Raw genomic sequence first — 13,450 nt, 5'->3', positions numbered from 1 at the left:
AATGATGACCCCTGAACAAAAGTTTGCCCGCTGGGTAAGGGTGAGCATTGGCAGTTTTCTGCTGATGTTCGTCTACTTTATCGTTGCGGATATCTGGATCCCGCTGACCCCGGACGCCACGGTGCTGCGCGTGGTAACGCCGGTGTCCGCCCGCGTCTCCGGCTATGTGGCACGCGTGCACGTGCACAACAACAGCCAGGTGAAGCAGGGCGATCTGCTGTTTGAGCTGGACGACACGCCGTTCGTCAATAAAGTCGAGGCGGCGCGCATTGCGTTGCATCAGGCACAGCTTTCCAACGACCAGCTGGATGCCCAGCTTGCCGCCGCGCGCGCTAACCTGAAAACGGCGCATCTTACCGCCCGTAACGATAAGGTGACCTTCGACCGCTACCAGCGGCTGAGCGCCATGCAGAACGTGTCGCAGCAGGATCTGGACAAGGTGCGCACCACCTGGCAGACCAGCGAGCAGGCCGTGCACAACATTGAGGCCAGCATCAGCGAACTGACGATTGCCCGCGGCGAACGCGACGACAGCCGCAACGTGACGCTGCAAAAGTACCGTAACGCGCTGGAAGAGGCGCAGCTCAATCTCGGCTGGACCAAAATCCGCGCCGAAGCCGACGGCACGGTGAGTAATGTCCAGCTCAGTCCCGGCTGGTATGCGTCGGCAGGCTCCGCCGCGCTGGCGCTGGTGAATGACAAAACCGATATCGTGGCCGATTTTCGTGAGAAAAGCCTGCGTCATACCGTAGCCGGAACCGACGCCGCGGTGGTGTTCGATGCCCTGCCGGGACAGGTGTTCCACGCTCATGTGACCAGCAGCGATGCCGGTATCCTCGCCGGACAGGAAGCGGTGGATGGTCAGCTCTCGCAGCCGGAAGAGTCCAACCGCTGGGTGCGCGACGCTCAGCGGATGCGTATTCACGTGGCGCTCGACCAGCCGCTGCCGAAAACCCTGCCGACCGGGGCGCGGGCCACGGTGCAGCTCTATAACAGCGAAGGGCCGTTCGCGAGCTTCTTCTCCGGGCTGCAAATTCATCTGGTCAGCCTGCTGCACTATGTTTATTAAGCGCGCCTCAGACCGCACCATCACCACGCTGGCGCAGGTGTTTACGCCGCACGACAACGTGGTGTTCACCGCCAACGACTTCCGCCAGACGCTGCGCATCGTGTTTGGCGGCATGATTGCGCTTAGCATCTCCAGCTTCTACAACACCCAGTATGGGGTGTTTTACGTGGTCTATCCGCTGATGCTGCTGTCGCTGGTGCCGGTGTTTAACCGCCACGTGGCGAAGCAGTTCATCTTCAGCGCGGCGATCAACTGCGTGGAGATGGTGTTTATCATCGGCTTCCTTTCGCAGTGGCCGGTGATCATGACGCTGGTGGTGTTCGCCCTCTACGTGATGCGCTTTCGCTTTATGAGCCAGGGGCCGCTGTTCCTGTTCGGCTCAATGGGCGTGGTGTGCCAGACCACCATGCTCAACTTTATGAGCTATCCGACCAACGACTGGCACGTGCTGCTGTTTTCCAATATCGAAGGCAGCATCATGGCGGTGTGCCTCAGCGCGCTGATGAACTACCTGCTGCCCGACGTCGAGCCGCGGGTGCGCCCGCCGGTGATTGAGAAAGACGCCGCCCGGGTGCGTCACGAGTCGCTGCTCTCCGGCAGCGTGGCGACGATGGTGTTTGTGGTGTTCCAGGTGTGCAACCTCAGCGATTCGCTGTCGGCGCTGATGGCCGCGGTGCTGACGCTGTTCCCGATGCACTACCGCGGCGCGGTGCTCAGTTCGCTGTGGCGCGTGGTGGGCGTGACGCTCGGCTGCCTGTACATTCTGGTGGTGCAGCTGCTGCTCTATAACCACAGCAGCCATATGCTGCTGATGATGCCGCTGATTGGTCTGGGGCTGGGGTTTGGCGCGCGCCTGCACGTGATGGAGAAGGTCGGGGCGGGAGTCGGGTTTGCCAGCGTGACCACCATCGGCATTATGTTCGGCCAGAACCTGCACCCGGAGCAGGACCTGGTGTTCAGCGATCTCTACCGTATTGTCTCGGTCTCCACCTCGCTGCTGCTGACGTTGACCATGGTGTTTCTGGTGCATCTGATCCTGAATCGCTTTGCGGCGACGCGCTATATCGTCAACGGGTAATCCTCTCCGCCGGTTCGCCGACCGGCGGAGAATATATTCTTCCAGTACCAGGTATTAATGATTAATTTCCCTGCGCGATAACTCGCGGCGGTAATTATCAACTGCGAAGCATTAATGTTCTGTTATTTAATTTATTCAAACTTGTATATAAAAAATAACGCTAAGGTTATGGCTAAAAGTTTAGCGCGGCGTAATAACTGTCTTTTTTATCAGCAATTTTCCCCGCCGCGTAGGGTGCGAGGACAGCCCGCAGGCCGCGCCAGCACTGGCGTGGCAGCAATAACCCCGCGATAGCGCGAACACTTTTTCAGCGCTCACTTTCCCCGCAGAAAATAACCCTTCCCATATAAAGTTTTCTTATGGCAGGCCGACAACCTTGGTATCTGTCGTATAGAGAATGAGAAACCATGTTAAATCGTATAAAAATTGTCACCAGCTTACTTATTGTGCTGGCCGTATTTGGCATTTTACAAATGGCGTCCGGAGGCTTGTTCTTCAACGCTATTAAGAATGACAAAGAAAACTTCACCGTTTTACAAACCATCCGTGAGCAGCAGTCCACGCTCAACGGCAGCTGGGTTGGCCTGTTGCAAACCCGTAACACCCTGAACCGCGCCGGGATCCGCTACATGATGGATCAGACCGGTATTGGCAGCGGGGCCACCGTTCAGGATCTGATGCAGACTGCCAGCGGCATGCTGAAACAGGCTGAAACCCAGTGGGCGGCCTATGAAGCCCTGCCGCGCGACCCGCGTCAGAGTGAAGAAGCGGCGCGCGAAATTAAGCGCAACTACGACATCTACCACGGCGCGCTGGCCGAGCTGATCCAACTGCTGGGTGCGGGCAAAATCAACGAGTTCTTCGACCAGCCGACCCAGAGCTATCAGGATGGTTTTGAGAAAGCCTACACCAGCTACCTCTCTCAGAACGACAGCCTGTATCAGGTGGCGGTAGACGGCAGCAACAGCTCCTACAACCTCGCCATCTGGATCCTGATCGGCGTGCTGGCAGTGGTGCTGGCGGTGATCGTGGCGGTGTGGTTCGGTATTCAGAGCGCGCTGATCTCCCCGCTTAACCGTCTGCTCGACAGCATTCGCCACATCGCCAGCGGCGACCTGGTGCGTGGCATCGACGTGCACGGCACCAACGAGATGGGCAAACTGGCCGACGGCCTGCGCCACATGCAGGGCGAGCTGGTCAGCACCGTCAGCGACGTACGCAGCGGCGCTGATGCTATCTACAGCGGCGCGAGCGAAATCTCTGCCGGTAACAACGATCTCTCCTCCCGCACCGAGCAGCAGGCGGCCTCGCTGGAAGAGACCGCAGCCAGCATGGAAGAGCTGACCGCGACCGTGAAGCAGAACGCCGAAAACGCCCGTCAGGCGAGCCAGCTGGCGCTGAGCGCCTCTGAGACCGCGCAGAAGGGCGGTAAAGTGGTGGATAACGTGGTGCAGACCATGCGCGACATCGCCGGCAGTTCGCAGAAAATCGCCGACATCACCAGCGTAATCGACGGCATTGCCTTCCAGACCAACATCCTGGCGCTGAACGCCGCGGTAGAAGCCGCCCGTGCTGGTGAACAGGGCCGTGGTTTTGCGGTGGTGGCAGGTGAAGTACGTAACCTGGCCCAGCGCAGCGCCCAGGCAGCCAAAGAGATCAAAGGCCTGATCGACGACTCTGTCAGCAAGGTAGACGTGGGGTCGACCCTGGTAGAAAGCGCCGGTGAAACCATGGGCGAAATCGTTAATGCGGTAACCCGCGTGACCGACATCATGGGCGAGATCGCCTCGGCGTCCGATGAGCAGAGCCGCGGTATCGACCAGGTGGGTCTGGCAGTGTCCGAGATGGACCGTGTCACCCAGCAGAACGCCTCGCTGGTGGAAGAGTCCGCCGCAGCGGCAGCGGCGCTGGAAGAGCAGGCGAGCCGCCTGACCCAGTCCGTGGCGGTATTCCGCATTAAGCAGGATGCCCGTCAGGATGTACGCACCTTCAGCGCACCGAAAGCTCCATCGGCACCGGCCACCCGTAAACCGGTGATTGCCGACAGCGGTGAGAACTGGGAAACCTTCTGAGGTTTGCCTCGATGACCAAAGGGTGGCGCGAGCCGCCCTTTTTTTATGCGTGGGTGTGTGGCAGGTGGGTGCTGAGAAGGCCAGTTATCGTAGGGCGGGTAAGCCCGCGCACCCGCCGCTGCGGCTTTCCGAAGGTGGGTGCGCTACGCTTACCCACCCTGGGTGCTGACCGGCGTTCGTTGAGTATCGTAGGGCGGGTAAGCGCAGCGCACCCGCCATCATGACTACCCCTGTGCCCAGACGCGCGGGCCGGTGATCTCCTGGTTACCGGTCTTCGCCGTCAGGGCCGCGCTGACAGCCTGGCCTGCGCCCTCCTGAACTCCCTCCTTCACGCCCTGTTTCAGCCCTTCGCGCACGCCAGCGGTGATCGCCGCACGTCCTGCCGTAGCGGCCACGCCGGCTGCGCCAACGCCGGGGATAAGGATGCTGAGGCCGGTTGCCACATAGCCGAGAATATCCAGCAGCTTAAAGATGCCGCCGCCTTTCTCTTTTTTCTGGTCCGGCTGGGTTTCCTGTCCTGCTGCCATATCCTCCTGAGCGCTCATCTCAAGCGGCGTGGTCGGGGCATTTGCCAGCTGCGGTGGCGGGGCGACCTGGCCTGAGCCTTTGCGGATAAAGGCATCAAGATCGCCCTTGCCGATATTGCGATCGTTGGCCTTGTTAAAGAAGTTGCCGCCCGCGCCGTGCTTGCCGTTATCCAGCATCGAGAACAGCATTGAGTTCGGCTGGCTGAGCAGGTTGGCGGCATCGCGCACCTCCTGGCTGTTCTTCGGATCGTTGGCGATGTCTGCGAGCTTGCCGGGCTTGATGCCGCCGCCCTTGAAGAAGATGTCCTTGTTGTTCTGAATGGTTTCCAGCGCCTTATTCTCCTGCGGCGACAGCTGCACGTTCTGTGCCGCCAGGTCACACAGGCGGTCGCGGGACACGGAGGCATTGGGATCGTTTTTCCCGGTGAATTTTTGCCATTCACCGGGGTTATTCGTGAAATACTTTGCCGCGGCGGCGACCTGCGGCGGGCACTTGCCCATATCCTGGGAGCCATCGGCAATCTTCTGCAGGGTTTCCAGATTGACCTTTTTCGGCAGGCTTTCCGAGTAGAGATAGAGCTCGCGCATGGCGTCATTGCCGGACATCTCGCGGGCCGGAGAGCCGGGTCTGGCATCCGACGGCACGTAGTCATGGGTATAGGTTTCGGCTTTCGCATCGGCGTACTGCCGCATCGCCGGGAGTTCCTGCCAGGCGCGAATGTCTTTGGAGCTGATCTTGCCGTCGGTTTTGCCGTTTTTCGCCGGGTCGATGGCAGCGAACATCTCCGGATTTTTCACCAGCGCATCCAGGGCTTTTCGGGCGTCGCTGGGCGTGGCAGGGTCATCGCGTAGCTTCTCAATGCCTTCGCGGTCCAGCGGCTTCTTCAGCAGGTTTTCGTTGCGGCCGAGCGTAGAGACCACCTCTTCAAACGGCATCTCGCCTGGCGCGGCCTGCGGCGTAGTGGCCTGGGGCTGCGGCTGGGCTGATTCAGACGGGCCGTTCAGGCCACTCAGCAGGCTGGTAATCAGGCCGACAAACAGCTGATCGAGCGGCGGCGTGTTGTTGCCCGGCATGGTTGGGGTCTGCATCTGCCCCGGTGCCAGCGGCATCATGGCTGACAGCGGATTGCTCCCCGTGCTTTTGGCATCGGGCAGGCGTGCTGCCGGGTCCCCTTTGCCGGGCAGACCGGCATCGCGAGGGGCAGTAAAGGTGGATGGTGAAAAACCAGAAAGGCGCATCGGTGACCCTCCTCGTGGATGAAGATCCTTGTGTGGACGAGGAGGGGAAAAAGTTCCATCGCCCCTCTCCCGCTAAGAGAGGGAAGGGCGTTATCCGTTGCGGGCCACCACCTTGATATCCACCATGCCGATACCCAGCTGGCGCGGGGCGTGCCCGAGAATGTTGCCCTCGTTGGTCACCTGCGGGTCCGGCGGCGTGATGGTCAGAGTGTTGCTGCGCGTCGGATTATCGAAGTGCAGGATGGTGGTCGTGACCTCATCCGAGAGCGTCAGCGTCTGCTCGCTTTTACCGACCCGCACCGGGACAGGTTTACCGGCATTCGGGCCATAGGCTTTGGCGGTGATCACCAGATCGAACTTCTCCGGCAGCGACGTGCGGTATTCAATTTTCACCTCGTCGCCAAGCTGGGCGTTGGACCAGCGGCCCCAGGATTCCGGACGCGAAATACCGCTGAACTGCTTCACCTCTTCCGGCGCGCCGGCCACGTTGAATACGAAGCTGTCGGCTTTATAGCGGATGTCGTTATCCACCACTTTCAGGGCATCGACGTTGTGCTGATAGCGGGCGGTATCGATAACGCTCTGGGTAAACGCGGCGTTGCCACGCCAGCGGGCGCTATCCACGCGCTGCACCTGCTGCTTACCGCCGAGCTGACCCTGGGCGACGCACCAGTCGGTAGAGAGCGACAGCTCGGGCTGCCACAGGCGCGCCATTTTGTAGCAGGCGTCGATCCAGATAAAGCGGTCGCGCGGGGTGAAATCCGCCAGCTGGAAACGCAGCGGTGCGGAGTATTCGCTCTCCGGCAGCGGCTCGACGCGGGTTTCAGATACCCGCAACAGCAGCGGCAGGCGGAAACGGGTGTCGGAGAAGGCGATCATTTTCTTGTCAGTATCAACGGTGAACGCGTCGATATGGGTCGGGAATTTCCACAGGCGGATAATGTCCGGTTTCCAGGCCAGCACCTTCTCTTTCATGTTGAGAAACACCTCAGAGAGCGACTGCCCGGAGAGGCTGCTGCGACCGAGGCCGATGAAGTTATCGCCGCCGAGCATATCCAGCACCGTCGCGCCGTTGTCCATGGTGTTGCGTTTCACCGCCACCAGATCCTGCTGCGGCTGGTCACCGCGCAGCACGAAGAACAGGTTGTTGCGATCCTGCTTCGTCAGGTATTTCCACGCGGTGTTGTTCATCGCCAGATGATCCGAAGAGACCACGATCACCGTGTCTTTAAACCACGGCGAGGCTTTGATTTTCTCGATCAGCGCCGCGATGTGCTCCTGGCTACAGGTCACCGCGCTGAATGACTGGTTCGGCTTATCGTCGATGCTGTAGCTTTTGCGTTTACAGGTGCGGGAGATAAAACCGTCCGGGTGGTGGGTGTCTACCGTCAGGGTAAACAGCGAGAAGCGTTTCCCTTCTGAAGAGAGTTTCTGGTAGGTCTTCCACACTTCGTCCAGCACCGTGTCATCGTAGAAACCCCAGTCGTTGCGGTAAGCCGGGTCGGCGACCACGCTTTTCAGCTCCTCGGCACCGTACAGGTGGTCGAAGCCGTGAGATTTCAGGAACACGTCTTTCCCGGCGAAGCGCAGGTTCGCTCCCTGCATAAAGTAGTTTTCGTAGCCGGAGTTCTTGAGGATATCGCCCAGGCAGACGTTCTGCGGGAAGAAGCTGGAGACCGAGGCCGAGGCGTTGCCTTCGAACGGGGCGAACAGCGGAATGCCGCACTGGGAGGCCACCATGCCGGCGATGGTGTAATCGGTGCCGGGCAGCTGGGCGGTATGGCTGAAATCGATGCCGCTGTTTTTCAGCGCCCCCAGTTCCGGGGCCAGCTGCGGGAAGGCGGCATCGTCAAAATACGTACGCTCCAGGCTTTCGGCGTAGATGTAGACCAGGTTGAGCTTCGGGTTCTCAATGGTTGCGCGCGGCTCTTTATACCAGGCGCTGAAATCGGGATCGCCGTCCCGGGTCTGGGATTTCACCAGGTCGGTAATCTGCTGAAACGCCGGGCTGGCATCCACAGAGGCCAGCGCCAGTACCAGGGCCAGCACGCTGTAGCCATAGTGGCCGGGGTGATGCCGACGGCGGCGCAGTATCCACGCCAGAGCGCCAAATACGGCGACCAGCGCCACGGCAATGCCGGCGCCGGGAAGCAGGTATTTACTGATGCCAGCGCCGGTCAGGCTACTGGTCAGGGTATAGAGTACGGCATCGGTGATGCCTTCACCGGTAAAATAGTTACTGGCATAGAGGGTGATATTTAAAATGACGCACAGGCCCAGCACCAGCAGCGTGGCGATGAACCAGAAAGTATTACGGCCTGCTTTAAAGGCATATATCGCCACCGAGGCGATAAACAGCGTAAACGAAAGCAACTCTGACAACGCCTGATCCTCTCAGTAAACAGGCTGCGCCTGCCGGGATGCGTTTTATGTGCGCGTACTGTAATGGCACTGCCACAACCCTGCAATTCTAGTGTCATCAAAGTGTGTTTTCGTTCAGAATTAGTTTATTAATGTGATTATTTGACCCTGGTCGCATCATCTCTGCTTTAATTCCGCACCATAAACCTTACAAAAATGCTTACTTCAATCCGCTTATGGTGGTTAATGCTGCTTTTTTACAGGGCGCAATGTAAATATTGCTGAATTTAAACAAAAATATTTTTACCTTTCATGATTTAACTTATGTGCCTTAACGCGATAATATATCCTGGTAACTCGCTTACACAGCGCGGGATTACCGAACTATCGATGCGTTAACCCCCCACCATCCATTAAAAGAAAAGATCATGATCGTATATGTATTTGGTTTTATCGTGCTCTTTGCGTTCGCTATTTTTTGTTTCGTTATGCACAGAAAAGAGAGCAATAAGCGACGTCTGCACAGTAATCGCCAGCGTTATCGTCTGGGTAAAAAATCTGCCTGAATGGGATGAAGGGTAGAGGTAGCAGAAGCGTGGCGGCCTCAGGGCCGCCATTTTACTAAGAGATGAAGCTAAGGCTCTGATTCAGAATGACATCGCAGGCTTTGAGCTTAATTTTTTTGCCGATGCCCGAGTTGCTCAGGGTATTCAGATTAATTTGTTGGCCGTTGCGGGTGTTCAGCAATCCGGTTAACCCTTCCAGATAACCCGGTTTTTCACTCTGCTCCTGCGGAGTGCTCAGGCCAAGCTTGTCCAGCAGCTGATTTCTGACGTTCTCCGGGTCGGTCGCGATCAGCAGCTTCTGCTTCACGCAGTACTCAAACACGCCCGCCACGTTAGGCATTGAGCCTGCGGCCAGCGCCTGGGTGCCGCCCGTCAGCAGACTGGTCAGCGATCCGGCGTCCTGCTGGGTTCCATTACCTTGACTCAGCTGCGTTGCCGCCGCGGAGAGTTGATCCTGCCAGCTGGCAGCCTGCGCGCCCGGAGCGATAATCGCAGCGGCCAGCGCCACAGCGGTAAGGTGTCGTGCTATCGCCGTCATGGTGATCCTCAGTAAATTTTGTCGCGGTAGCTGTCCCAGTCGAAGATCAGATTCAGGCTCTTGCCGAGCTTCATCCGATCCATCACCCGTTCCCCCAGCTGACGATACATCCCGGCTTCGTCGAGGTTGGTCAGCATACCGGTAGGACGACGGGATGAGGTGCGACGATCAACGATCTGGTTGATCACCACTTTTTCGTAGCGCGATTCGTTCTGCACGCCGATCTCGTCGATCACCAGCAGATCGACGCGGCTGAGATCGTCCAGCAGGCGCTCTTCGGTCTTTACCGTATCGCTGTTATTAAAGGTTTCACGCATCGCCGACATGATGTCCGCCACCGAAATAATCAGCACCGTTTTGTTGCGGCGCAGCAGCTCGTTGCAGATGGCGGCGGCAAGATGGTTTTTGCCGGTACCCGGCTTGCCGGAGAAAATAAAACCGGCCATCGTCTTACCAAAGTCCACGGCGTAGAGGCGCGCTTTCTCACGCACGATTTTCTGCTGCGTGGTGGTGGCGACATAGTTTTCGAACGAGCAGTCGCGATGCAGCTCGCGGATGCCGGAGCGGCCAAACTGGCGCTCCATTTTTCTGGCTATGTTTTCCCGCTCGAGCGACAGGGCATGTTTGCGACCCTCTTCCTGCTGCCAGGCCATCCACTCTTCGCTCGATTTAAACGCCGGCTCTATGCCTTCCGGCACCAGGCGTTTAAGACGGGACATGATATCTGCGGGCTGTTTCATCGCTACCCCCTGAAACCTTTGAATACTTTGTAATCCGGCTGGCCGAGCGCGTTGATGTCGTGGGTCTGTGCGCCCGGTTTTGCGCGCCCGATCTGCAGGCTGCGCGCCAGTTTCTGCTGCCACTGCACGTGGTGGAACACTTTGCCTTCCGCCTGCCAGTAAGTCACGAAGGAGGACAGCTCCTCCGGCGTTACCGGCGCGCTGAGGGTGATACCCCACAGCGCTGCCATGCGCTGGAACTCCGGATCGGGCTGCCAGCCCTGGTACATGGCGAATTTACCCATCGGTGCCGGGATCGGGGCCGCCGGAGCCGCATCGTCAAAGAACGGCGCTTCCAGCGCAACGTCAGAGGCGGGTTTTGCCAGCTGCGCTTCCAGCGTCAGCAGATGCGCCAGTCGCTCAGCGCTGATGGCATAGAAAGCGGGCGCGTTCTGATCGAACACCGCCAGCGTGCCTTGTCCGGCGCGGGCGAGAGCTTCTCGCGGTTCGCGGCAAAACGCTTCCAGGCTGATGATATCCGGGGTGAGAATTTTGGAAGACATAAAAACTATCTCTGAAAACAATACGTTAGCCTGGCCACTGAGGGTGTCAGCGGTGCCGGGCGTTATTGCCTTCATAGTAGCACAGTGGAGCAGGGGAATTGAGCAGAAGCTGAAGGCCCCTCGCAGAATGCGAGAGGCCGGGAAGCATCAGTTAATGATGTTCAGGGTAACGTCGATGTTGCCGCGGGTGGCGTTGGAGTACGGGCAAACGATGTGCGCCGCATCAACCAGTTTCTTCGCTTCTGCTGCATCCATACCCGGCAGGTGGATGTTCAGCTGTGCTTCAATACCAAAGCCGGTTGGCAGCGGGCCGATACCCACTTCGCCTTCAATAAAGGCGTCTTTCGGCATGTCGATTTTGTCGCGACCGGAGACAAATTTCATCGCGCCGAGGAAGCAGGCAGAGTAGCCAGCCGCAAACAGCTGCTCCGGGTTAGTCACTTCACCACCCATGCCGCCCATCTCTTTCGGGACGCCCAGTTTTACATCCAGCACACCGTCAGAGGAGGTGGCGCGGCCGTCACGGCCTCCGGTCGCTTTGGCTTTGGCGCGATAGATCACTTTTTCTAAAGACATGGCAGGTTCCTCATTGTTTATCAAGCGCTATGCAATAGCGCGCTATTTATATGCGGTTTTTTTGTCACCCCGTAGGGTGACGTTTTACGACTTATTCAGGTTATCGCGAAACGCTTCCAGCTGCGTTTTCATGGTCATCAGGCTGTCCATATCGCAGGAAGCCGCACAGCGAATCGATTCCGGGATGCCCACGGCTTTTGCTTTCAGCGCCTGGCCGGCCTCAGTGAGCGTGACTGCAACCTGACGCTCATCCTGACGAGAACGCAGGCGGCGCAGCAGCCCGGCAGCTTCAAGACGTTTCAGCAGCGGCGTCAGCGTGGCGGAGTCCAGGAACAACCGTTCGCCGATTTCCGATACCGTAATGTCATCTTTCTCCCACAGCACCAGCATCACCAGATACTGCGGATAGGTGAGTTCCAGCGGTGCCAGCAGCTGGCGATAGAGCTTATTCAGCGCCAGGCTGGTGGAGTACAGCGCAAAACAGAGCTGATCATCGACCGGAAGCGTCTGCGCGGTGTCTTGTTTCGGTGTCGTCTTCATGATGATGAATATAGGTAGTGCGCAATTTAATTGCAAGAAATATTTTTAGCTTCACACGCGCGGGCGTTTGCGGTAGAGCCATAGACCCGGCAATGACAGGCCAATCGACAGGGCGGCCACGATAAACGCCGCTTTCAAAAAGTTGATTACCAGCGACGCCATCAGCACTTCACTGTAGCCGAAGTGCGCCAGTTTCACCGCTGCAATCATCGCACTGTAGGCGGAGATACCGGGAAACATCGGGATCACCGCTGCCACGGTAAAGACCTTCGGATGGGCCAGATACCAGCGTGACCACTGAATACCGAGGCTGCCGACCAGCATCGCGGCGATAAACGAGCTGTATTCGATATTCACCCCCATGCTCAGCAGCACGGTGCGGCTACCGTGACCAATGGCACCGAGCAGGGCGCACCAGGCCAGCGCCCGGGACGGAACGTTAAATACCATGGCAAATCCCAGCGCCGGGATCGCCGACAGCAGCATGTCCTGCGCCAGGCTGAACAGCGCGTTGATTACGCCCATCCGCGAAGCCCCCACAGCGACAGCGCCATCACCACGCCGATACAGGTGGCAAGCGTCAGCAGGCTCGCCATCGCCCAGCGTGCCAGGCCGGTGTTAATGTGGCCTTTGAACATATCCGCCACGGCATTAATCAGCGGAAACCCCGGCACCAGCAGCAGGACGCTGGCGGCCATCGCGATGGTCGAGGTGTTATGCAACACCGGTAGCGTCAGCAGCAGGCCGGACACCGATGTAGCGACAAACGCGGTCAGGCAAAAATTAATCTGCGGATGCATCTGGCGGTGCGTCAGGAGCTGGCGCACATACATGGCGATACTGCTGGCGAGAAACGCCACCGCCGCGCCGTCCCAGCCGCCGTTGTTCAGCTTGCAGAAGCAGGCGCAGGAAAGGCCGACCATGCCCACTACCTGCCAGCGCGGATAGCGAAAAGGCCGGATATGCGCGAGCCGTTTCTGCACCTCGTGGGGGCCCAGTAGGGCGTGCTCCGTCATAATGACAATATGCTGGACCTGGGTCACCACGTGCATATTGATGCCGCGGTCGTGATTCTTGCGCGTTGACGTCAGGCAGCGGCCGTGCCGGATGGTGGTAAGGACAATGGCGTTAGCTGAAATTGAACTCTCCACGCTCTCCATTCCCAGCGCTTTACCCAGCCGGGTGGAAAGCTCTTCCACCAGCGCGCTCTCCGCACCGTGCTGCAGCAGTAAGATGGCGCACTGAATACATAAGCGGGTGACATCCCGCTGCAAGGCGTGGTCCGGCATAACGTCTTCCACAGACAACTCAAAAGGCCTTCAGTTTTAACACAGGGCGACATCGCGCCAGACCGGGGTCAGATCAAGTTTTATGCAGTTATTATCCCGGAACGGCGCTTGTTAACCAGGGTCAGGCAGGAAAATATATGCGTCAACGCAGTGCGATATTTATTGCCGTAATTTTTTCAGATATTTCGCTGGGTAAATTACGGTCAGGATGAATATAAAATAGCGACCATTCACCGACTGTCCCACCGTTATTATTCACGGGATTTTTACCGGTAGCAGTAATAACGGATTAACGCTGACGTTAGCCAGCGTT

12 protein-coding genes are annotated in these 13,450 nt (G+C 58.3%); 3 read left to right on the top strand and 9 right to left on the bottom strand.

All coding sequences use genetic code 11. From position 1 onward, the window contains the following. Window position 1 precedes the first annotated feature (1 nt). The 3 genes from KFZ77_RS16710 to tsr all read left to right on the top strand — a co-directional run bounded on the left by KFZ77_RS16710 (window position 2) and on the right by tsr (window position 4,219). Window positions 2-1,069, top strand: coding sequence for an HlyD family secretion protein (locus tag KFZ77_RS16710; RefSeq protein ID WP_264384834.1), 1,068 nt, complete (start codon window positions 2-4; stop codon window positions 1,067-1,069). Beyond that, a complete protein-coding gene (locus KFZ77_RS16705; RefSeq protein ID WP_264384833.1) occupies window positions 1,059-2,147 on the top strand; it encodes a DUF2955 domain-containing protein in 1,089 nt (362 codons plus the stop codon). Before KFZ77_RS16710 ends, KFZ77_RS16705 begins: the two co-directional genes overlap by 11 nt. Before the next feature lie 407 nt (window positions 2,148-2,554). Then, window positions 2,555-4,219 (top strand): methyl-accepting chemotaxis protein, encoded by a 1,665-nt coding sequence (tsr, locus tag KFZ77_RS16700; RefSeq protein WP_264384832.1) that lies wholly within the window; start codon window positions 2,555-2,557, stop codon window positions 4,217-4,219. A gap of 224 nt (window positions 4,220-4,443) precedes the next feature. Here tsr and KFZ77_RS16695 read toward each other — a convergent pair whose 3' ends face one another. The 9 genes from KFZ77_RS16695 to KFZ77_RS16655 all read right to left on the bottom strand — a co-directional run bounded on the left by KFZ77_RS16695 (window position 4,444) and on the right by KFZ77_RS16655 (window position 13,137). Then, window positions 4,444-5,985, bottom strand: a complete 1,542-nt coding sequence (locus KFZ77_RS16695) for an HrpF/NolX family T3SS translocon protein (protein ID WP_264384831.1) — start codon at window positions 5,983-5,985, stop codon at window positions 4,444-4,446. A 90-nt stretch (window positions 5,986-6,075) separates the two neighbouring features. After that, complete coding sequence (gene opgB / locus KFZ77_RS16690) at window positions 6,076-8,367, bottom strand: phosphatidylglycerol--membrane-oligosaccharide glycerophosphotransferase (protein ID WP_264384830.1); 2,292 nt, start codon at window positions 8,365-8,367, stop codon at window positions 6,076-6,078. Window positions 8,368-8,967: 600 nt separating this feature from the next. Continuing rightward, complete coding sequence (locus KFZ77_RS16685; RefSeq protein ID WP_051640460.1) at window positions 8,968-9,450, bottom strand: DUF2501 domain-containing protein; 483 nt, start codon at window positions 9,448-9,450, stop codon at window positions 8,968-8,970. 8 nt (window positions 9,451-9,458) lie between these two features. Then, on the bottom strand, window positions 9,459-10,190 hold the full coding sequence (dnaC, locus tag KFZ77_RS16680; protein WP_031519541.1) for a DNA replication protein DnaC: 732 nt from the start codon (window positions 10,188-10,190) through the stop codon (window positions 9,459-9,461). A gap of 2 nt (window positions 10,191-10,192) precedes the next feature. Then, window positions 10,193-10,732 carry a primosomal protein DnaT gene (dnaT, locus tag KFZ77_RS16675; RefSeq protein WP_031519543.1) on the bottom strand — a complete coding sequence of 180 codons (540 nt, stop codon included), beginning with the start codon at window positions 10,730-10,732 and terminating at the stop codon, window positions 10,193-10,195. 147 nt (window positions 10,733-10,879) lie between these two features. Then, complete coding sequence (locus KFZ77_RS16670; protein ID WP_031519545.1) at window positions 10,880-11,308, bottom strand: organic hydroperoxide resistance protein; 429 nt, start codon at window positions 11,306-11,308, stop codon at window positions 10,880-10,882. An 84-nt stretch (window positions 11,309-11,392) separates the two neighbouring features. Further along, window positions 11,393-11,848, bottom strand: coding sequence for a MarR family winged helix-turn-helix transcriptional regulator (locus KFZ77_RS16665; protein ID WP_031519547.1), 456 nt, complete (start codon window positions 11,846-11,848; stop codon window positions 11,393-11,395). 51 nt (window positions 11,849-11,899) lie between these two features. Beyond that, a complete protein-coding gene (locus KFZ77_RS16660) occupies window positions 11,900-12,373 on the bottom strand; it encodes a threonine/serine exporter (protein WP_031519548.1) in 474 nt (157 codons plus the stop codon). Continuing rightward, on the bottom strand, window positions 12,364-13,137 hold the full coding sequence (locus KFZ77_RS16655) for a threonine/serine exporter family protein (protein WP_031519549.1): 774 nt from the start codon (window positions 13,135-13,137) through the stop codon (window positions 12,364-12,366). Before KFZ77_RS16655 ends, KFZ77_RS16660 begins: the two co-directional genes overlap by 10 nt. Window positions 13,138-13,450: the final 313 nt, after the last annotated feature.

Origin of the sequence: Siccibacter colletis, assembly GCF_025914095.1 — a bacterium.
Lineage (GTDB): Bacteria > Pseudomonadota > Gammaproteobacteria > Enterobacterales > Enterobacteriaceae > Siccibacter > Siccibacter colletis.
This window is presented reverse-complemented; position numbering and strand designations above follow the sequence as displayed.

Excerpts from the sequence above, each read along its gene's own strand:
- dnaT (WP_031519543.1), bottom strand. The coding sequence starts at position 10,732 with ATGTCTTCCAAAATTCTCACCCCGGATATCATCAGCCTGGAAGCGTTT.
- KFZ77_RS16695 (WP_264384831.1), bottom strand. The coding sequence starts at position 5,985 with ATGCGCCTTTCTGGTTTTTCACCATCCACCTTTACTGCCCCTCGCGAT.
- dnaC (WP_031519541.1), bottom strand. The coding sequence starts at position 10,190 with ATGAAACAGCCCGCAGATATCATGTCCCGTCTTAAACGCCTGGTGCCG.
- KFZ77_RS16655 (WP_031519549.1), bottom strand. The coding sequence starts at position 13,137 with ATGCCGGACCACGCCTTGCAGCGGGATGTCACCCGCTTATGTATTCAG.
- KFZ77_RS16670 (WP_031519545.1), bottom strand. The coding sequence starts at position 11,308 with ATGTCTTTAGAAAAAGTGATCTATCGCGCCAAAGCCAAAGCGACCGGA.
- tsr (WP_264384832.1), top strand. The coding sequence starts at position 2,555 with ATGTTAAATCGTATAAAAATTGTCACCAGCTTACTTATTGTGCTGGCC.
- KFZ77_RS16665 (WP_031519547.1), bottom strand. The coding sequence starts at position 11,848 with ATGAAGACGACACCGAAACAAGACACCGCGCAGACGCTTCCGGTCGAT.
- KFZ77_RS16710 (WP_264384834.1), top strand. The coding sequence starts at position 2 with ATGATGACCCCTGAACAAAAGTTTGCCCGCTGGGTAAGGGTGAGCATT.
- KFZ77_RS16660 (WP_031519548.1), bottom strand. The coding sequence starts at position 12,373 with ATGGGCGTAATCAACGCGCTGTTCAGCCTGGCGCAGGACATGCTGCTG.
- KFZ77_RS16685 (WP_051640460.1), bottom strand. The coding sequence starts at position 9,450 with ATGACGGCGATAGCACGACACCTTACCGCTGTGGCGCTGGCCGCTGCG.
- KFZ77_RS16705 (WP_264384833.1), top strand. The coding sequence starts at position 1,059 with ATGTTTATTAAGCGCGCCTCAGACCGCACCATCACCACGCTGGCGCAG.